Genomic DNA, 18,428 nt, shown 5'->3' on the forward strand with positions numbered 1-18,428 from the left:
CTCCGTTTTTCGGTCGTGTCTGTCGTCCCGCAGCAACGTAGGAAGCGAGCAAGGCTTGCGCCAGCGGACAGGAGAACACGAAACCGGGAGCCGATCACGCCTCCTTGTCGCGGGTCAGGATCCGGTCGAGCTCGGCCTGTTCGTCCTCGCTCAGCCGGGTCGCGCCACTGGCGGCGACCGGCGCTGCCCCGCGCCGCCTCCGGGCACCGCGATACAGCACCACGATGCCGATGAGCAGCGCAAGCGGCGCCAGCCCCCACAGCACAATGGTCTGCACCGACAGGCGCGGCTTCAGCAGCACGAACTCGCCGTAGCGCGCGACGAGGAAGTCGACGACCTGCTCGTTCGTGTCGCCGGCCACCAGCCGCTCGCGCACCAGGATGCGCAGGTCCTTGGCCAGCGGTGCGTCGCTGTCGTCGATGGACTGGTTCTGGCAGACCATGCAGCGCAGCTCGGCGGAAAGTTCGCGGGCACGGCTTTCCAGCACCGGATCGTCCAGCACCTCGTCCGGGGCGACCGCATGGGCTGCCGGCAGTGCGGCAACCAGCATCGCCAGAGCCAGGAGCAGCTGTCGCAGGAGACGCATCAATCGCCCCCCTGCCCAGCGGCCGCCATCTTGCGGCGAGCCGGCTTCGGCGCTCCGACCCGCAGCCTGCGGTCGAACAGCGACAGCACGGCGCCGAAGCTCATCACCAGGCAGCCGATCCAGATCAGGGTCACCAGCGGCTTGTGGTAGAGGCGGATGTCGGCGCCGCCATCGGCATGCACCTCGCCGATGGAGACATAGACCTGCGACAGGCCGAAGGTGACGATACCCGCCTCGGTGGTCGGCATCTGCCGCGCGGTGTAGAGCCGCTTGGCCGGATCGGCCACGGCGACCTGCTGCCCTGTCTGGTAGATATCAAAATGGCCGACATCGTCGACATAGTTGGGACCGGTGCGACGGGCCAGCCCGGCGAATTTCAGCGTGTAGTCGGCGATCTCCACGCTCTCGCCCGGCCGGATGGTCAGCACCTTCTCTTGCTGGAAGGCGGAGACGGCGACGATGCCGAGCAGCGTCAGACCGATGCCGGCATGGCCGAAGGCCGTGCCCCAGGCCGATCCGGGCAGACCGGCAAGGCGGGCAAGGCCGGTCGACAGGCCGACATCGCGGAACCGGGCGCGCGACAGGATCTCCGCCGCCGCGCCGCAAAGCACCCACACGGCAAGGCCGACGCCGAGCGCGGCCAGGATCTGCTGCGTGCCGTGCCACCAGGCGCTGACCAGGATCGCGACCAGGGCAAGGCCGGCGACCGCGTAGAGCCGCTGGCCGACGGCGGCAAGGTCGCCGCGCTTCCAGGCCAGGAAAGGACCGAAGGGGATCGCCATAAGCAGCGGAATCATCAGCGGCCCGAAGGTCAGGTTGAAGAAGGGCGGACCGACGGAGATCTTCTCCTGCGTCAGCACTTCCAGCACCAGCGGATAGAGCGTGCCGACCAGCACGGAGGCGGTCGCCACCGTCAGCAGCAGGTTGTTCAGCACCAAGGCGCCTTCCCGGCTGACCGGAGCGAACAGGCCGCCCTGCTTGAGCATCGGCGCGCGCCAGGCGTAGAGCGCCAGCGAACCGCCGATGAACAGCACGAGGATGGCGAGGATGAACATACCGCGCGCCGGGTCGGTGGCGAAGGCATGCACGCTGGTCAGCACGCCGGAGCGCACCAGGAACGTGCCCAGCAGCGACAGCGAGAAGGTCAGGATGGCGAGCAGCACCGTCCAGACCTTCAGCGCCCCGCGCTTTTCCATGACGATGGCGGAGTGCAGCAGCGCCGTACCGGCGAGCCAGGGCATGAAGGAGGCGTTCTCGACCGGATCCCAGAACCAGTAGCCGCCCCAGCCGAGCTCGTAATAGGCCCAATAGGAGCCCATGGCGATGCCGAGCGTCAGGAACATCCAGGCAAGCAGCGTCCACGGCCGCACCCAGCGCGCCCAGGCCGCATCGACACGGCCGAGGATCAGCGCGGCGATGGCGAAGGAGAAGACGATGGAGAAGCCGACATAGCCGACATACAGAAGCGGCGGATGAACCGCGAGGCCGACATCCTGCAGGATCGGGTTGAGGTCGGCTCCCTCCATCGGCGCCGGAGACACGCGCACGAACGGGTTCGAGGTCGACAGCATGAACAGCAGGAAGGCGGCGGTCACCCAGCCCTGCACGCCCAGCGTCGCGGCCTTGAGCTCAACGGGAATGTTGCGGCCGAAGGCAGCGACCAGCGCCCCGAACAGCACCAGGATGAGCACCCACAGGAGCAGCGAGCCCTCGTGATTGCCCCACACGCCGGTGATCTTGTAGAGGTCCGGCTTGGCCGAATGGGAATTCTCGACGACGTTCAGCACCGAGAAGTCCGAGACCATGTACGCCTGCATCAGGGCCGCGAAGGCGATGCCGACGAGCAGGAACTGCATGCCGGCGACGGGCGGTGCCACCGCCATCAGCCGGCGGTCGCCCTTGACCGCGCCCCAGACCGGCACGACGCTCTGCAGCACCGACAGGATGAAGGCCAGGATCAGTGCGAAATGGCCGATCTCGATGATCATACCGGATCGTCTCCCTCAAATCGGCAAGCCGGATGGCCCGCACGCGGCCGGGGTCTTCCCGGCTATTCCTCGCCCTTCCAGACGCCCTTGCCCTTGAGGGCTTCGGCGACTTCCTTGGGCATGTAGTTCTCGTCGTGCTTGGCCAGCACGTTGTCGGCGTGGAACCAGCCATCGCCCTTCATCACGCCTTCGGTGACCACGCCCTGCCCCTCGCGAAACAGGTCCGGCAGCAGGCCGACATAGACGACCTTGACGCTTTCCACCGTGTCGGTCACGGCAAAACGCACCTCGGCATTGGCGCCGCGCTCGACGCTGCCCTCCTCGACGAGACCGCCAAGGCGGATGCGCTGGCCGTCCGGCAGCTGCTTTCCGACGATGTCGCTGGGGCTCTGGAAGAAGACGATCTGGTCGTTCAGCGCCACCAGGATCAGCCCGATCGCGACGGCGAGCACGCCGCCGGCGGCTGCGATCATCGTCATGCGTCTTTGCTTGCGGGTCATCTTGCGTCGTCCGTTTCCGTAGCTCGTCTGTTCCCGGTGGCTCACGAGCCCTCGCCCAGTTCACGGGCCAGTTGCCGGATGCCCGCGAGTGCCGCCGGATCATCCTTCAGCGCCTCGCCGGCGCGCGCTATGACCTGGCGCAAACGCTCGCGGTCGCCCAGCACGTTCAGCGCGCGCATCAGCTGCATCCATTCCTCGGCGCTGCCGCCGTCTGCGGCAAGACGCGAGTCCAGCCCGTCGACCATCGACCGGATCATCTGCTGGCGTTCGTCGTTGCTCAGGCTCCCGGCCGCCTCGATCTGTTCGCGGGAAGGACCCGCCACGGCGGGCGCCTCGACGCCGAGCTTGGCCAGTTCCATGCGCACAGCCTCGGCCCAGGCCTCGCCGCCCTCGGCATCGGCCAGCAGCGACTGCCAGGCGGCGATCGCCTCGTCCTTGCGGTTTTCCTGGGTCATCGCCAGCGCCAGGAAGAAGCGCGGCTTTACCGCCTGCGCGTCCATTGCGACGGCCCGTTCGAAGGCCGCGCGCGCATCGGCGCTGACGATACCGTTGTTGGCGACGACCAGTGCCTCGCCGCGGTCGGTCTCGCGCCGCACGTCGGATCCCAGCAGACGGATGGCCCTGGCATAGGCGGAGGCCGCGTCCTGCGGCCGGCCCATGCGCATGTAGACCGGCGCCAGCACGTCCCAGCCCCGGCCGTCCTCGGGATTGTCGGCCAGATGCCGCTCGACGCGCGCCACCAGGTCGGGCAACGAGCGGCCCTGGGCCGGAGCCTCGATGCGGGCGGACAGCGGCTGATCGGGAATGTCGGGCGAGCCGAAGGCGACATAGGCGGCCACGGCTGCGAGCGGCACGAGAAGCAACGCGGCGACCTGCACCATGCGCAGGCGCGTGGCGCCCCCCGCCCTTCCGTCCGTGGCTGCAGGCTCCGTCCCGCCGCCGCGCTGCGCTTCCCGATCGGCGGCGATCAGCCGGCGGGCGATTTCGGTGCGCGCGGCCTGCGCCGCTTCCTGCGAGATCAGGCCGCGGTCGAGATCGCGCTCCACCTCGGCAAGCTGCGACTTGTAGACCTCGGCGTCATGCAGGGCGGCAGCCGTCGCGACACCGCGTCCGGCGCGGGCGAGCGGTACAAGCACGGCCAGCGCCGCCAGCACGGTGAGCAGGGAGAAGGCGATCCAGAGCGTCATGAGGGGGATATAGACCGCGCCTTGCGCGTTTCCGCAAGTATTAGCGGCCTGTGACAGGCGGTCGCGCCGCCCCTTTCCCCTTCACGAAAAGGTCAGATCCGCGCCGGCCTCGGTAATTTCGTCAGGACGCGGCCTGCCGGGCTTCCTGCTTGGGCTTGGGCGTCAGCGCCGCCTTGCGGCTACGCCGCAGCTGGTCGGCATAATCCTTGCCGTAAAACGCCTCGCACAGGTCGATGGCGATGTCGACGGCCAACAGATGCGCCGGGCGATCCTCCTCGCGCGAGGCAGCGAGCGCGGCCAACAGCGAGCGTGTCTTGATGTCGAGCGACTGATCCAGCGCGTGGCGGGTGCGGGCGGTGATCTCGTTGACCGCCAGGTTTTCCGCTGCATCGCGCATCTTGTTGACCAGCATGATGCCGCGATGCGCCTCTTCCAGCAGCACCACGTCGACCTCCGGCTCCGTGCCGGGCGCGGTTTTCGGCACCACCAGCAACCGGCGGATGCTGCCTGTCGCTACTTCCAGTTCCCGGGCGACCAGCGCCGACATGACGCGCCGCGTCTCGGCCACCCGCTTGTGCCAGGCCGGCTTTTCCATCAGGTCGAACTGGCGGTCCAGCACCTTGACGATGCGGGTATAGGCGTCGATGGCGCCGGACAGCTTGAGATTGGTGCACTCGCCGCAGGCGATGCCGGCATAGCGCTCGACTTCCGACAAGGCCATTTCCGCGAAGACCGAATAGCTGCTCTCGGCGATCTTGCGGATCGACATCGAGCCGGAGAGCGCCGCTGCCAGCGACAGCATCGATTCGGGGGCCTCCACCCGGCTCAGCACGATGGCGGCGATCAGCGCACGCTCCTCGTTGTGCCGGTCGGTCACGGCCTTGATGCGGGTCAGCGACGGGCTGCCCGGCTTGAAGTCCCATTCCGTCAACCGCTGGGGAAGGCTTTCGCGCAAGGCTTCCAGCCAGGCCCCTTCCCGGAAGGCGGCGACGAGGTCCTCCACGTCGCGCAGCGCCCGCTCGCCCCCCACCAGCATGCTGATCTTCTGGTGCAAGCGGTCGTCCGCATGCGCCTCGGCCAGCGCCTTTTCCATCGGTGCCAGCACGTTGCGGCGAAGCGAGACGGCCTGCTCGATCACCTCGTCGGGCTCGGTCTCCAGGCGGCGGCTGATTTCGAGCGCCACGCTCACCCGGTCGGGCGCGATGTCGCGGGCGATCCAGGTCCAGATCTGCGGCAGGCTCGAGCGGGTGATCCGGCCGCGCTCCTTGCTCGGCAGCATCTCGGTCACCAGCATGTCCTCCACCGGTGCGAAGAACAGGCGCTGCAGCCAGTTCTCGCGCGGTTCGGCATTGAGCACGATGCCGGTCTCGGGACGCACCGCGCTCAGGCAGGCGTCGAGAATCAGGTCGAGATGAGGGTCGTCGGATCCGCGCGCACGCGCTCCTTCCAGGCCGCGCAAAAGGGTCTGCACTGCGCGGGGCGACAGGGCCTGCAGATAGGATCGGATCTTTTCCGTCAAAAGGTGCCGGTTAGGCATCAGTCCGCGCTCGAACGAGTTCTGGGATCGTTGACGGATGTTTTCAGAAAATGATTAATTGAATCTTGGCGATGGTCCATACCCGGCTTTGCGGATCGCCCGGGAAACGGCGAAAAACCCAGCGTTTGCGGGCGGTTTCAGCCGTTCTGCCCGAAACCCCGGTCAGGTGATCGGCAGCCAGCCGCCATCGCCGCTGCGGCACGCCGCACCGCGCATGGAGCGCTCGACGCCTTCCACCGTCACCACATGGGTGTAGTCGCGGCACAGGATGTTGTTCACCTGGTAGCTCGGACCGGTCACGACCCGGCCGCTGGTGCCCGAGCTGCGGTTCTGCCACTGCACGGTCTCGCCGGTGCGGTTGGTGCCCAGCGCGCCGCGCAGCGCGGTCGCCGCGGCCCTGCGGTCGGAGCTTTCCAGGCCCTGTCCGGCTTCCGAGCGCAGCAGGTCTGCAAGGACGACATCGGCTTCCGATTGCTGGACGGTCGGCGCGCTAAAAGCGCTGCCGAACAGGCTGCCGCCGACGACGACGGGCCCCGCACCGACGCTGCCGCCGGTGTTGCAGGCGCCAGCCACGGCGGCCAGGGTCACAGCAATGGCGAGTTTCAAGGCGTTCATCCGCTCTTGCCCTCGTGTCATCCCTCTGGGTCCGGTTCCCGTGCAAGGCACAGGAGTCGAAGCGGCGGCGCACAAGCACCGCCATAAGCCTAAACGTCCGGGCTGGGTTCGCCAACCGGGAGGAAGGGTCGGCCCGAATTCAAGCGCCAGACGTTACACGCATTTGTGGCCGAACTGCGTCGGTGCAAGGGGCTTCCACCGCCTTCGCGCGTCCTCAGATCGCCGGCAGCGTCAGGCGCGCCGCCAGTCCGCCGCCGCCCGGCCCGCGATCGCGCGCCAGCGCCAGGTCGCCGCCATACAGCCCCGCCAGATCGACGACGATGGACAGGCCGAGGCCCGTACCGGGAACCGTCTCGTCGAGGCGCCGGCCGCGCTTCAGCGCCTCGGCCATTTCGCTCTCGCCCAGCCCCGGCCCGTCGTCCACAATTGTGATGACGATCCGCTCGCCCCCCTCGCCTGCGCCCACCGCCGCCACGCTGACGCGCACGCGCGAGGCGGCCCACTTGCAGGCGTTGTCGATGAGGTTGCCGGTCATCTCCTCCAGGTCCTGCTCCTCGCCGCGAAAGCGCAGGCGCGTCTTCATGTCGAGGGAGATCTCGATGCCGCGGTCGCGATGGATGCGCGTCATTGCCCGGATCAGGCGCGAGAGGGCCGGTTCCACGTCGCAGGAGACGCCGATCACCCGTCGCTGCGCCGCCATGCGTGCGCGCTCGAGATAGTGATGCACCTGCGAGCGCATCACCTCCGCCTGTTCCGCCACCTTCGGGGCGAAGGGAGCGTCCTGGCCGCGCACCTCGTTGAGGATGACGCTGAGCGGCGTCTTCAGCGCATGGGCGAGATTGCCGACATGGGTACGCGCGCGCTCCACCACCTCGCGGTTGGACCGCACCAGCGCGTTGAGCTCCACCGCCACCGGCTTCAGTTCCGGCGGCAGGTTCTCGTCCACCGTCTGGGCATCGCCCCGTCGCACCGCCGCCAGCGAGGCGCTGAGCGCCACCAGCGGACGCAGGCCGACACGCACCTGCAGGAAGATCGCGCCGATGAGGCCAAGGCCCAGCACCAGCAGCGTCAGCGCCACCTGGCCCGCGAAATCGTATTCGCGTTCGCGCAGCTCCGCCGTCTCGCCGGCAACCGCAATCCGGTAGGCCGCCGCCTCGCCGAAGATGATGGTCTGCTGCAGCACGCGCAGCTCCGCCCCTTGCGGGCCGGAGATCACCGAGCGCAGGATGACGCCCGGCTGCGGCTCGTCCAGCGGCAAGCGGTCGCCGAGCAGCGACATGGACGAAAACAGCACCTCGCCGCTGTCCGCGTTCATCACTAGCCAGTACCAGCCGGAGGCCGGCAGATCGAAGCGCGGGTCGCCGAGATTGCCCGGCTCGGCCGGTTCGCTGGGAGTGCCGGCGGCCATCTCGCCGATGATCGCCTTGAGATAGACGTCGAGGCGGGCGTCGAACTCGCGCTCGCTCGCTTCCCGGTACAGCGCGACCAGCACGGTGCCGGTTACCAGCAGCGCGACCAGCGACCACAGGGACGCCACCAGGATGAGCCGTGTGGCGATGGAGCGCTGGCGTGCAGGACGGGCGACCGTTGCCGCTGCCGTCTCGCCGGCCTCCTGCCCGCCACCGTCCTCGGCGCCTTGCCCGTTCTCAGGCATCCGGCTCGCCGATGCGGTAGCCGAGACCGCGTACGGTCTCGATCAGGTCGCTGTCCAGCTTCTTGCGCAGCCGCCCGACGAACACCTCGATCGTGTTGGAATCCCGGTCGAAATCCTGGTCGTAGAGGTGCTCGATCAGCTCGGTGCGGGAGACCACGCGCCCCTTGTGATGCATCAGGTAGGAGATCAGACGGAACTCGTGCGAAGTCAGCTTGATCGTCGCCCCGTCCTTGGTCACCTTGCCGGCGCGGATGTCGAGGCGGAAGGGACCGACGCTGATCTCGTTGCTGGCATGGCCCGCCGCCCGGCGCAGCAGCGCCCGCAGCCGCGCAACCACTTCCTCCATGTGGAAAGGTTTGGCGACATAGTCGTCGGCGCCCGCGTCGATGCCGGCCACCTTGTCCGACCAGCGATCGCGGGCGGTGAGGATCAGCACCGGCATGAGGCGCCCGTCGCGGCGCCAGCGCTCCAGCACCGACAGCCCGTCGAGCACCGGCAGGCCGAGATCCAGCACCACCGCGTCATAGGGTTCCGTGTCGCCGAGGAAGTGGCCTTCCTCGCCGTCGAAGGCGGTGTCGACCACATAGCCCGCCTCGCCCAGCGCCTCGGCCAGCTGGCGGTTGAGGTCCTTGTCGTCTTCAACAACGAGCAGTCTCATGGTCGGGCCTGTTCCTTAAGTGTCGTGTCGCAGCGCCGTCTTCAGCGCAGCACCTGTCCCGAGCGGGCATCGATGACGCGCTCCTTCACCCGTCCCCCGTCGAGCACCGACAGGATGTAGACGAGCTGCCCGCCCTGCATGCACAGTTCGGCGCGCACGATCTCGCCGCCGGCACGGCCGGCGATGCTGCCGAGCGGGCGCGCTTCGCCTGCCTGCACGGCCTGACGGGCCTGGGACTGGCTCAGGCATTGAGCCTGCGCCAGCGCCGGAGCGAGGAGAGCAAGCACCGTCGTCAGCACCAGTGCGGCGCGTCGGGACGTCTTGCGAATGTGTAGCTGCCTGACCATGCGCGATCCATACCTGCCTGCGCCTGAATAGCACATGAACGCAAGGTGCAGGTACTGCACGGGAAACGCCGCTCAGCCCGCCTTCCCGCTTGCCCGCAGATTGCGCGCGATGCCTTTCGCGCCGTCGACCAGGAACAGCGACAGCACGATGCCGCCGGCCCATTCGTCCAGCGGCGGCGGCAGCGCTGCGACGTTCCACGAAAAACCGAAGATCGAATCGACAATCACCGCCGTCCACCACACGCCCAGCGGCAGGACGAAGACCAGCCGGCCGATCCGCCCGGCCGACAGCAGGGTTCCCTGCTCGGCGATCAGCACCTTGCGGGCCTCGGCCCGGGCCTCGATTTCGGCGCGGATCTCCTGCGCCGCCAGTTCCGCGGCAAGGTCCCCCTGCCGCTCCTTCGCCGACAGGCGCCGCTCCATCAGGGAGACCAGCGCACTCAACAGCGGGCCGGCGAGAAAGGCGAGCAGCCCGCTCATCGCCGTCCCTCCACGTCCGGCTCGTCGCACTTGCCCTCCCGGCCGCACCAGCCGGCCGGTCCGCGCGTCAGGTGGCGCAGCGCGATATTGGCGAGGTTGACCGCAACCACCAGCCACAGCGCCTCGCGCGGGCCGAGTGCAGCCGCCCAGTCGACTCCGGCGAGAAAGCCGGCCATCTCGGCGGCGATCACCGCAAGGCCGGTCGCAAGATTGAGGGCAAGGGTTCTCCAGCCGCGCATCGCGGTCTCCTTCTCGCAAGGTGTCGGATGAAAGGGATCAGCGCCGCAGCAGCAGGGCGAACAGGGCCCGCGCCAGGTCTGCAAGGCGCGCCAGCAGACCGCCGGGAGCCCCGGGTGTCTTGGTGGGTGTCTTGTCGGGCGGCACCGGGGTTGCGACGCCGTCTCCGTAGTCGCCGGTCAGCAGCAGCCGCGCCTCTTCCTGGCGCCGGCGCACCAGCCCGGCGAGCTTGCGTCCGCCGGCAGTGTTGTAGTTGGCGGCAAGGATATCGGCCGCGCCTTTGACATCGCCGGCCTTGAGCGCGGTCGCCCAGCGCCACTGCAGCGCGCGCGGGCCGAGGTTGAAGGCGACCGAGCACGCCGCATCGTGCCGGTGCTGCGGCAACTCGCCCAGCACCTTGGTCACCTCGCGCCCGTATTCCTCCTCGATCAGCCGGCGCAACAACCGGTCCGCCTCGGAGCGCGAAATCCGGTCGCCGGGGGCGAGCGGGCGGCCATGCGCCTTGCGCCAGCTCTGTGCAAAGATGCGGCTGCCCATCGTGAAGCCGTAGCCGATGGTCAGCACGCCGACCGGATCGCGATAGGCGCTCGCGACAAAGCCTTCGTGCCTGGCGACGAACGCCAGGCCCCTTGCGCTTACCTTCATGGGTCTTTCCCCTTCTGTTGGGAAATCAGGGATAGAGCTCGAAGAGGCCCGCGAGCCCCGGCCCAAGGCTCGCCGAAACCTGCCGGACCCGCAGCCGGAACAGCGCCTGCGGCCCGCCGAAGGCGGCCGTTTCCTGCGCTGCCGTTATCATCGCCTCGGGGCTCGCCACCGTCGCGGACCAGCGGGCGACACCTGCTTCATCCAGCAGTTCGGCGAGATAGTCCTCGCGCTCCTCGCTGAGCGGCACATCGCCCTCGCGCCAGCCGTCACCGCCGATACGCGTGCGGCGGATCCAGGTGAATTGCACCTCGCCGCCGGTAAGCCGTTTCGCGCGCCCATGCACCGGCGCGAAAGGCATCAGCCCGCGTGCGGTCGCCGTATGGGCGAGATCGACGCGGGCGAGACTGTCGAGTGCGTGTCCCGCCGGCAGCGCCGAGTAGGAAAAGCCGATGCCGATCTCGTCGAGGGTCAGCGGCAGCGGCAGCAGCGCGTCGTCGATCAGCACCACCCGGCTGCCGGCCGACGTCGGCATGCGCGCCGCCTCTTCCGTGCCCTGCTGGCCGCGCAGCAGCATCGACAGGCGGTAGCGGCGCGGGCCGACCAGTTCGGCGCCGGCGAATTGCAGCACCTCCAGCCCGCCGGCCCCACCCAGCACCGCCAGCGCATTTGCCCCCGACAGCACCGCCTCCTCGCTCGCCGAGGACAGGGTGCCGCCGGAAATCTCCACCACGGGCCGGCTGCCCCGGTCCCAGATCGCCACCGGCCCCGGCGGCAACTCGGTCACCAGCGTGCCGATCAGCGCCGGGCTCTCGGCCCGTGCATGGCGCATCGGCGACAGGCCGTCGCGCCAGCGATAGACGTCGACTGCCCCCGGCCAGGGCGCGCTGAATACGGCCAGGCGCGGAGCCTGCGCCGCGCTGTCGCCGGGCAGCGGCGGCAGGTCGAGGATCACCGCCTCCACCCCGCCGGCCGTCGCGGTGATGCTGCGCGGGCGCGCCTCGCCGCCGATGGCACGGGCAGCGCTCGGCGGCGGGCGGCGCACCACCTTGCCGGTCAGCCGGCGCCCTTCCGCCTCCTCCACACCGTCGATGCGGATGTCGAGCGCCTCCTCGCGCCCCAGCAGCGGATCGGCCGCAAGGCGCACCACGTCGCCGGCCTCCGGTTCCAGCCGCCCCGGCGGCAGCGCCAGCTGCGCTTCCTCGCGCTCGTTCCAGCGCCGCATCAGCAGCCGGTCGGCAAGTCCCGCTGCCAGCGCCGGGTCGAGCGCCGCGCCGAGATCCAGTTCCTCCACCCGCGCGCCATGTCCCTCGATCCGGCGCGAGGACACGACGAAGCGCCGGTGCTCGCGGGTCGCATCGCGCGCGGCGATCCGCACCTCCGCCGGCAGGTCCGCCGTCTCGCTCCGCCGCAGCGACAGCGCCGGGCGGTCGGCATCGCCGGCCAGGATCCCGCCCGCGTCCAGCTCGATGATGGCCGGCGACCAGGCCGGCAGCAGCGCCAGCGCCTCGCCCCGGTCGACGGCAACCGCGCCATGCGCCTCGATCAGCGGCGCCAGCACGTCGCGCAGTGCCACGGGTCCTGCCAGCGCGATCCCATCCAGCGTGCCGGAGAGGCCGTAGAGCCGGATCAGATCGTCCGGCAGGCCGAAATCGGCGGCGATCGCCCGCACCAGCCCGGCCAGCGACAGCCCGCCCAGCCGGCCGTTCAGCCAATGACCGGCGCGCCAGTTGCTGCCGTCGGCCCACAGGTCCGTCGCCGTCGGGAAGGCGGGAAACGGCCGCGCGTCCCAGGCCCACAGATGGATGCGCGCAGGATCGACCATCGGCCCGCCATAGAGCGGCGAGATCGGGTTGTCGCCGGGGCCGAGCTGCGGATGCCATCCCGACCAGCGGCCGATCACCGCCTCCAGCGCCCGGCGCTGGATCAGGTCGTCGCGCCCGCCGTCGGAAAAGCGCGGCCAGGCGGATTCGGAGGATTTCGCGTCGAAGAAGACATTCGGCTGGTTGGCGCCGCGGCTGATCGCCGGCACGCCCAGCTCCGTCAGCCAGATCGGCTTGGACTGCGGCACCCAGGCCGTCGCCCCCCCGATCTCCACGCCGCCGACCTGCTCCACATGCGGGTTCGACCACCAGCCCTTCAGGTCCTTGGCGCGGTACACCCACGGCTTGCCGTGCGCCCCGTCGCTGATAGGTGAGCGGAGGCCTGCGCGCCGGTCCGCCTCGCTCGCATAGTACCAGTCGTAATCCTCGCCGCCCGCCACCGCGCCCGCCAGCGCGGCGATGTCGTAAGGGTCGACAGTGCCGTCCGGATCGCCGTCCTCGCGCTGGTCGGCGAGCGGAAAATAGGCATCGATGCCCACCGCATCGATCTGCGGATCGGCCCACAGCGGATCGAGCGGAAAGCGCAGCTCGCCGCTCCCGCGCTGGTAGCCGCCATATTCGCTCCAGTCCGCCGCATAGGTGATCGCAGCTTCGGGCAGCAGCGTGCGCACCTCACCGGCCAGCTGGCGCAGCTCCTCGACGAAGGGGAAGCTGCCGGGCGCGTCGCAAAGCCGCGTCAGGCCGCGCATTTCCGAGCCGATCAGGAAGGCATCGACCCCGCCGGCCGCCTTGGCGAGCGCGGCCTGATGCAGCACGAAGCGGCGATAGCTCCACTCGCTGGGGCCGAGATACGACACCCCGTCGCCTGACGGCGAGAACTGCCCCGCATGCGCCGTGCCGGCAAAGGCCGCGATCTCGGCGCCCGCCGCCGCCGTTCCGTCCGGCGACCCGTCGAGGCCCGGCGCCAGCGCGCCGGTGATGCGCCCGCGCCAGGGATGCGGAGCCTGCTCGCCCCCGCCGTAAGGATCGGGGAGAGCGTTGCCGGGCGGCACGTCCATCAGCAGGAAGGGATAGAGCGCCACCTTCAGCCCGCGCGCCTTCAGGTCGCGGATCGCCCGCACGACGCTCGCATCCGACGGCGTGCCGCCATAGGCGGGCAGCCCCTCGTGCCGGCTCACCTCCTCGGCCACCGCACCGGAGAGGCCCGCGACCCGCCATGTGGCGCCGCGCGTCTGGCGGCCGCGCGTTTCCACCTTCGGTCGGATCGTGCAGTGGCCGGCGCGCAGGTCGTCGCCGAACCATGCGGTCACCAGCGCCACCTGTTCGAGGTTCGGGCACAGCGCCTGCAATTCGTCGATGGAGGCAGTCCAGTTGCTCGGCGCATGGGAGACGTGACGGTTGGCGCGTTCGGAGACGCCCGGCCGCACCGTCCAGGTCACTTCCGCCGGTTCGTAGACGAACTCGCCCGCGCCGGGGATGATCGTCACCGCCCGCACCATCTCCTCCAGCGGCTCGACAGCGCGGACCACCTCGAAGGTCAGCTGCGGCAGCCGGTCGCCGAATTCCTCTAGCGGCAGCCGCTCGAACACCGCATAGGCGGTGCCGCGATAGGCGGGCGTCGCCTCCTGCAGCGCCGCGATCAGCGGGTCCGGCGGCTGGTCCGCCTCGCCCTTGTAGAGCCGCCAGGTCACGCCGGTCAGCTCCATCGGCTTGCCGTCCGCCCAGATCGCCCCAACGTGGGAGATCGGCCCCTGGCACAGCGCCACGGCGAAGCTTGCGTGATAGCGGTAGCTGCGCACCCGCGTGCTGCTGCCGCCGCCCTTGCCGCCGGTGGTTTCCTCGCGCACCTCCTCCTCGAAGCGGGTCGCCCAGATCACCTGCCCGGCCAGCCGCACCCGGCCATAGACCAGCGGCAGCGGCGCACCTTCCGCCGAGGACTGCACGGAAAGATCCGACAGCCTCCGCCCCTCGATGGTCCGGGTCTGGCCGAACAGCCGCTGGTCGAGCGCATGGCCCGCCAGCGCGCCGGCCGCCTGGCCGAGGATCGCGCCGGTGCTGCCGAGAAAGGCCGCGCCCAGCGCCTGGCCGGCGGCCGCCAGAACGAGCGTTGCCATCAGCGTGCTCCCGGAAAGGCGAAGACGGCGGCGATCCGCCGCCGCCAGGCCGGCACCAGCGGACTTTCGGAGACCGACAGGCCCTCATAGGCGTGGATCATCGCAGGCGCCGTGCCGGTGAGGTCCGTCGAGAGGAAGCCCGCATGCTTCACCGGCGCCCCGTCGCGCCAGCGGAACAGCAGCACGTCGCCCGGCTGCGCCTCGGCGAGGCTGCGCTCCTCCATGTGCCGGCGCGCGGCGGCGAGCAGCGTCTCGCGCGCATCCGCCTCGGCCCAGTCGCGGCTGTAAGGGGGCGGCGCCTCCGGCTCCGTGCCGTGGATCGCCCGCCACACCCCGCGCACCAGGCCCAGGCAATCGCAGCCCGCGCCCCGGCAGCTGCCCTGATGGCGATAGGGCGTGCCGATCCAGCGCCGCGCCTCGCAAAGGATGTCGCTTCGCAGCACCATGACGTGCCTCCCGTAGTGTCGCAGTCTTCGTGAAAGTGTCAGCGCACCAGCGCGCCGCCGTCGTTCTCCGCCGCGCCGCGGCTCGGATAGGCCAGCACCCGTTCGGAGCCCGGCATGTGCGGAAAGCCCTGGAAATTCAGCGCGTTGGAGAATTTCTCGCGGCAGCTGGCGAAGCGCTTGTCGCAGCCGGCGGTCAGCCGCACAGACGTGCCGGAAGCCACCTGCCGGGCAAACGGCGTCATCAGCTCGACGATCCGCAGCCCCTCCTCCACCCGGTCGGAGACCACCTCGCCGACCAGCCCGCCGACTTCCAGCCGCCCGCCGGCGAACCAGTCGCGCGGCGGCCCGGCAATGCCGTCCACCTTGATGCGCCCGGCGGTCGAACCCGCCGCCACCGTGCCCTCCAGCCGGAAGCCGCCGGCAACCAGATCCACACCGCAGCGCCCGTCGCCGAGATCGGCATCGCACAGATGCGAAAACACCCGCCCTTGCGGGATGTCGAGCAGATGGGCGAGCCCGCGCAACTCGGCGCGAAACGCATTTCCCGCCCGTGTCACCTCGCCGATGACGGCACGGCGCAGCAGCATCCGGTGCTCGGGCGCCTGCCAGTCGACCAGGAAGATCTCGACGCGCCCGCCGTCCCACAATCCAGCGGCAAGATCCGCTTCGGCGATCCGGTCGGAGGCGAGAATGCCGGCCGCCTCGCTGGTGCCGGTGGCAAAATCGGGTGCGAGGTCCGTGGCGCTGGCCTCGAAGCCGAGTTCGGGGCGGAACTCCGTCCCCTCGAAGGCGAGCACCCTGTCGTGATCGGTAAAGCCGAGCACGGTGCCGTCGGCCCTTGTCAGCCGCCAGCAGGTGGCGAGCGTCGTTGCCTGCGCGCCCGCGCGCGCGGCCAGTCCCGGAGGAACCGTCCTCATGGCGCCTCTCCCCCGCCCGGCGTTATCTCCAAGAGCGGGATCGTCGGCACGCGCCCGGCCTCGAAATGGGTCAGGCTCAGCTCCAGCCGGTCGGTGTCGAAGCGCACCGGCACGTCGAAACGAAAGCCGGCGGTCACCGTGACGCCCGGCGCTGGCGCCTCGCTGAGCGTCACCAGCCCGGTCGCCGGATCGCAGGTGAAGCCCGTCCCCTCGGCGAGCTCAGAGCCGCCGACGGCGACCCGTACGGAGCCGGCCACCGGCTTTTCGATCCGCCGCAGCGCCGCGCCCTCGCCGGCGCCGTAGCTCTTGGCGAGCGGAAACTCTACCCGCGCCCCGTCGCCCGTGCCGAGCCGGCAATCGAGCGGACCGACCGTATTGCCGGTCGCCGCCGACAGGTTGTCAAAGGGATCGCGGAAGCGGAAGCCGATCAGCCGGCCACGCATCCGCTCGAAGAAGCCGGCCACTTCCTGCAGGTCGGCGAGCGAGCGCACGCCGCTACCGGCATCGTAGCGCCGTCTCGACCCGGCCCAGCGCGCGTTGCGCATCTCGGCGCCGGAGGCCAGCGTCACCACTTCCGTGCGCCATTGCGGCCCGCCGCTGGCGCCGAAGGCGACGCCGAGCGGAAAGCGTTCCTCGATGAAGCCGGGCGTCATCGCACCGGCTCCCTGTTGCGAATTTTTGAAATAAATGCCCCGAGTTTGATCTTGCTCAAGGTTCGCTCCGCCACGGCGGTGCAGTCTCTTCGCGTCACAGGAGGTCTACCGGACATGAGTCATGTTCCCCACGAGTTGCACGAGGAATTCCCGGACAAGGTCGCTGTCTTGCACGAGCTGAAGGTTTCCAACGGCCATTTCGCGCGGCTCGCCGACAGCTACCACGACGTCAACCGGGAGATTCACAGGGTCGAGACCGATGTGACCCCGGCCTCCGACGAGGCCCTGGAAGAGCTTAAGAAGCAGCGCCTTCGCCTGAAGGACGAAATCGCGGCGATGCTCGCCGCCAACTGAAACGCCGGTGTCTGAGCCCCTCCTCTTCAGGCCCGACGTCAAAGCCCGCGCCGTCCCCGTCCGACGGCGCGGGCAACCATTGTTGCGATCTGCGCTTCCGAACGTGCGAAGCTCTCCGCATCCCTCGCCTCCACATTGAAGACGATCTGCGGCGTGGCCTGTCCGCCGCCGCCTGCGGCAACGCCCAGCCGGCCGCTGGCATCGCGCGACAGCGGCAGCACCGCCTCCGCACCCGCCTCGCCCATCAGCCCCAGCGCATCCGCACCGCCTCCCGGCAGCGGGAAATAGCCGGGCGCGGCAACGACGCCGCCCTTGGCGAAAGGCAGGATGCCCCCGCCCGAAAATCCCGACGCCAGCCCCGAAAACAGTTGCCCGGCAAGGCCGGAGATCCCGCTGGAGATCCCCTGCTCCACCGGCGCCAGCGCCGCGCTCAAGGCCCGGTTCGACAACGACAGCGCCGCCGACCGCAGCACCTGCTCCAGCGAGCGGCCGTCGACCAGCGCCTGGCGCAGCCCGCGCGACAGCACGCCGGCCGCGTCGCGCGAGGCGCTGCGCACATCCTCCATGGCGGCACGCAGCCGCTCCGCCTCGTCCAGCTCCAGTCCCTCAGCGCTCATCGCCGCCCTCCTGCCGTTCCGTGTCCTTGCCCGCCGCCGCATCGGGGAAGCGCTGCATCAGCGCCTCCAGCCCGGCACGCGCCAGCGGGCGCAGATCGCGTGTCCTGCCGCCCTTGAGACCGGCCAGCACCGCCGCCAGCTCGCGCGGCGTTGCCCGCCAGAAGCTTTCCGGCGGCCAGCCGAGCCGGCCCATGCACAGGCCCATCGCCTCGTTCCAGGGAAAGGGCCGTCGTTCGCCCGCGCCCGCCTGCCGCCCTGCGGACGCGGCGCTCAAGGGTCCGGCGGCGTCTCGCCTCCGGCCGCATCGGCGCTGCCGGCAAAGGTCGCGCGCAGCAGCTCCGCCGACAGCAGCGCGAGCCCGGCCACGCCATCGGCATGGTCCAGCCGCGCCACCTCCTCGTCGCGAATCTCCTCGCCGGCGCCGCGCAGGCCTGCCCCGAGGATGCGGATCACGTCGCGCGCCGACAGCCGCGCCTCGGCGAAGCGCTCGGTCAGCGTCGCCATATCCTCAGCCCCGTAAACCGCTTCCAGTTCGGCCAGCGCGCCCAGCGTCAGCACCAGCCGGCGATTGCGGCCGCCGAGCCGCGCCGCCACCTCGCCGCGGTGGCGGTTCGCCGCCAGTCCCTTGCCCTCCGCCATGGTCAGGCTGCCGTGAAGCTGATTTCGCCGGCCGATTCCAGCGCCAGCTCATAGGTCACCTCGCCGTCATGAGTGCCGGCATAGTCGAGCGCGCTCACCTGGAACGGCCCGCTGATCGTGCCGAAATCCGGCACCACCACCTGCCAGGTACGGATCGTCCCGTCGAAGAACATCGCCCGCACCGTCCCGTCCGCCGCCTTGTCGCGGAAGATGCCGCCGCCCGAGATGCTGGCCGAGCGGGTGCCGGCGCCCGACAGCAGCTCGCGCCAGCGTCCGAAACTGTCCGCGTCGGTGACGTCGACGCTGCCGGCATTGAGCGCGATGCGCCGCGCCTTCAGCCCGGCCATGGTGACGAAGCTCCCGCTTCCGGTCGCATCGCATTTCAGCAAAAGGTTCCTGCCTGCCTGTGCGGCCATCTCCGCCTCCGTTCCTGT

The 18,428-nt window shown here is 70.0% G+C and carries 21 protein-coding genes; 1 reads left to right on the top strand and 20 read right to left on the bottom strand.

Translation table 11 applies throughout. The annotated features are described in order from the left end of the window. Positions 1 to 94 precede the first annotated feature (94 nt). The 16 genes from ACVJ6E_RS01840 to ACVJ6E_RS01915 form a co-directional block, all read right to left on the bottom strand. Entirely contained in the window at positions 95 to 586 is a 492-nt protein-coding gene (locus ACVJ6E_RS01840) for a cytochrome c-type biogenesis protein (protein WP_120269144.1), read from the bottom strand. After that, complete coding sequence (locus tag ACVJ6E_RS01845) at positions 586 to 2,574, bottom strand: heme lyase CcmF/NrfE family subunit (RefSeq protein ID WP_120269143.1); 1,989 nt, start codon at positions 2,572 to 2,574, stop codon at positions 586 to 588. The genes ACVJ6E_RS01840 and ACVJ6E_RS01845 overlap by 1 nt, the downstream gene beginning before the upstream one ends. A 62-nt stretch (positions 2,575 to 2,636) precedes the next feature. Continuing rightward, the gene (gene ccmE, locus ACVJ6E_RS01850; protein WP_120269142.1) at positions 2,637 to 3,074 is read right to left on the bottom strand and encodes a cytochrome c maturation protein CcmE; all 438 of its coding nucleotides are present in this window, start codon (positions 3,072 to 3,074) and stop codon (positions 2,637 to 2,639) included. Positions 3,075 to 3,115: 41 nt separating this feature from the next. Beyond that, entirely contained in the window at positions 3,116 to 4,261 is a 1,146-nt protein-coding gene (gene ccmI / locus ACVJ6E_RS01855) for a c-type cytochrome biogenesis protein CcmI (RefSeq protein WP_120269141.1), read from the bottom strand. Between the two features lie 121 nt (positions 4,262 to 4,382). Then, positions 4,383 to 5,798 (bottom strand): hypothetical protein, encoded by a 1,416-nt coding sequence (locus ACVJ6E_RS01860; RefSeq protein ID WP_147421873.1) that lies wholly within the window; start codon positions 5,796 to 5,798, stop codon positions 4,383 to 4,385. 162 nt (positions 5,799 to 5,960) lie between these two features. Next, complete coding sequence (locus tag ACVJ6E_RS01865) at positions 5,961 to 6,434, bottom strand: RT0821/Lpp0805 family surface protein (protein WP_120269139.1); 474 nt, start codon at positions 6,432 to 6,434, stop codon at positions 5,961 to 5,963. Positions 6,435 to 6,627: 193 nt separating this feature from the next. Further along, a complete protein-coding gene (locus ACVJ6E_RS01870; RefSeq protein WP_120269138.1) occupies positions 6,628 to 8,067 on the bottom strand; it encodes an ATP-binding protein in 1,440 nt (479 codons plus the stop codon). Continuing rightward, complete coding sequence (locus ACVJ6E_RS01875) at positions 8,060 to 8,725, bottom strand: response regulator transcription factor (protein WP_120269137.1); 666 nt, start codon at positions 8,723 to 8,725, stop codon at positions 8,060 to 8,062. Before ACVJ6E_RS01875 ends, ACVJ6E_RS01870 begins: the two co-directional genes overlap by 8 nt. 41 nt (positions 8,726 to 8,766) lie before the next feature. After that, positions 8,767 to 9,072 carry a PepSY domain-containing protein gene (locus ACVJ6E_RS01880; RefSeq protein ID WP_208996704.1) on the bottom strand — a complete coding sequence of 102 codons (306 nt, stop codon included), beginning with the start codon at positions 9,070 to 9,072 and terminating at the stop codon, positions 8,767 to 8,769. A 72-nt stretch (positions 9,073 to 9,144) separates the two neighbouring features. After that, positions 9,145 to 9,552, bottom strand: a complete 408-nt coding sequence (locus ACVJ6E_RS01885; RefSeq protein ID WP_120269136.1) for a hypothetical protein — start codon at positions 9,550 to 9,552, stop codon at positions 9,145 to 9,147. Further along, positions 9,549 to 9,791: a hypothetical protein gene (locus ACVJ6E_RS01890; RefSeq protein ID WP_120269135.1), complete on the bottom strand. Its 243-nt coding sequence runs from the start codon at positions 9,789 to 9,791 to the stop codon at positions 9,549 to 9,551. The genes ACVJ6E_RS01885 and ACVJ6E_RS01890 overlap by 4 nt, the downstream gene beginning before the upstream one ends. Before the next feature lie 37 nt (positions 9,792 to 9,828). Beyond that, positions 9,829 to 10,434, bottom strand: a complete 606-nt coding sequence (locus tag ACVJ6E_RS01895) for a lysozyme (RefSeq protein ID WP_120269134.1) — start codon at positions 10,432 to 10,434, stop codon at positions 9,829 to 9,831. Between the two features lie 25 nt (positions 10,435 to 10,459). After that, positions 10,460 to 14,368: a baseplate multidomain protein megatron gene (locus tag ACVJ6E_RS01900; RefSeq protein WP_120269133.1), complete on the bottom strand. Its 3,909-nt coding sequence runs from the start codon at positions 14,366 to 14,368 to the stop codon at positions 10,460 to 10,462. Next, positions 14,368 to 14,814, bottom strand: a complete 447-nt coding sequence (locus ACVJ6E_RS01905; RefSeq protein WP_120269132.1) for an NlpC/P60 family protein — start codon at positions 14,812 to 14,814, stop codon at positions 14,368 to 14,370. The genes ACVJ6E_RS01900 and ACVJ6E_RS01905 overlap by 1 nt, the downstream gene beginning before the upstream one ends. Before the next feature lie 38 nt (positions 14,815 to 14,852). Next, positions 14,853 to 15,731, bottom strand: a complete 879-nt coding sequence (locus ACVJ6E_RS01910) for a phage/gene transfer agent baseplate hub protein (RefSeq protein WP_120269131.1) — start codon at positions 15,729 to 15,731, stop codon at positions 14,853 to 14,855. Then, positions 15,728 to 16,384, bottom strand: coding sequence for a DUF2460 domain-containing protein (locus ACVJ6E_RS01915; protein WP_120269130.1), 657 nt, complete (start codon positions 16,382 to 16,384; stop codon positions 15,728 to 15,730). The genes ACVJ6E_RS01910 and ACVJ6E_RS01915 overlap by 4 nt, the downstream gene beginning before the upstream one ends. 114 nt (positions 16,385 to 16,498) lie before the next feature. Here ACVJ6E_RS01915 and ACVJ6E_RS01920 point away from each other — a divergent pair, with 114 nt between their 5' ends. Continuing rightward, positions 16,499 to 16,738 (top strand): HP1242/YdcH family protein, encoded by a 240-nt coding sequence (locus tag ACVJ6E_RS01920; RefSeq protein WP_120269129.1) that lies wholly within the window; start codon positions 16,499 to 16,501, stop codon positions 16,736 to 16,738. A 38-nt stretch (positions 16,739 to 16,776) separates the two neighbouring features. On the opposite strand, the gene ACVJ6E_RS01925 is transcribed toward ACVJ6E_RS01920, so the two are convergent. The 4 genes from ACVJ6E_RS01925 to ACVJ6E_RS01940 are packed head-to-tail and all read right to left on the bottom strand — an operon-like array spanning position 16,777 to position 18,410. Beyond that, complete coding sequence (locus tag ACVJ6E_RS01925; protein ID WP_067221951.1) at positions 16,777 to 17,355, bottom strand: phage tail tape measure protein; 579 nt, start codon at positions 17,353 to 17,355, stop codon at positions 16,777 to 16,779. Then, the gene (locus ACVJ6E_RS01930; protein ID WP_491676388.1) at positions 17,345 to 17,629 is read right to left on the bottom strand and encodes a rcc01693 family protein; all 285 of its coding nucleotides are present in this window, start codon (positions 17,627 to 17,629) and stop codon (positions 17,345 to 17,347) included. Before ACVJ6E_RS01930 ends, ACVJ6E_RS01925 begins: the two co-directional genes overlap by 11 nt. Continuing rightward, positions 17,626 to 17,994, bottom strand: a complete 369-nt coding sequence (locus ACVJ6E_RS01935) for a gene transfer agent family protein (RefSeq protein WP_120269127.1) — start codon at positions 17,992 to 17,994, stop codon at positions 17,626 to 17,628. Before ACVJ6E_RS01935 ends, ACVJ6E_RS01930 begins: the two co-directional genes overlap by 4 nt. Before the next feature lie 2 nt (positions 17,995 to 17,996). Continuing rightward, on the bottom strand, positions 17,997 to 18,410 hold the full coding sequence (locus ACVJ6E_RS01940; RefSeq protein ID WP_120269126.1) for a phage major tail protein, TP901-1 family: 414 nt from the start codon (positions 18,408 to 18,410) through the stop codon (positions 17,997 to 17,999). Positions 18,411 to 18,428: the final 18 nt, after the last annotated feature.

Source organism: Stappia sp. G46H5W, from assembly GCF_058448995.1.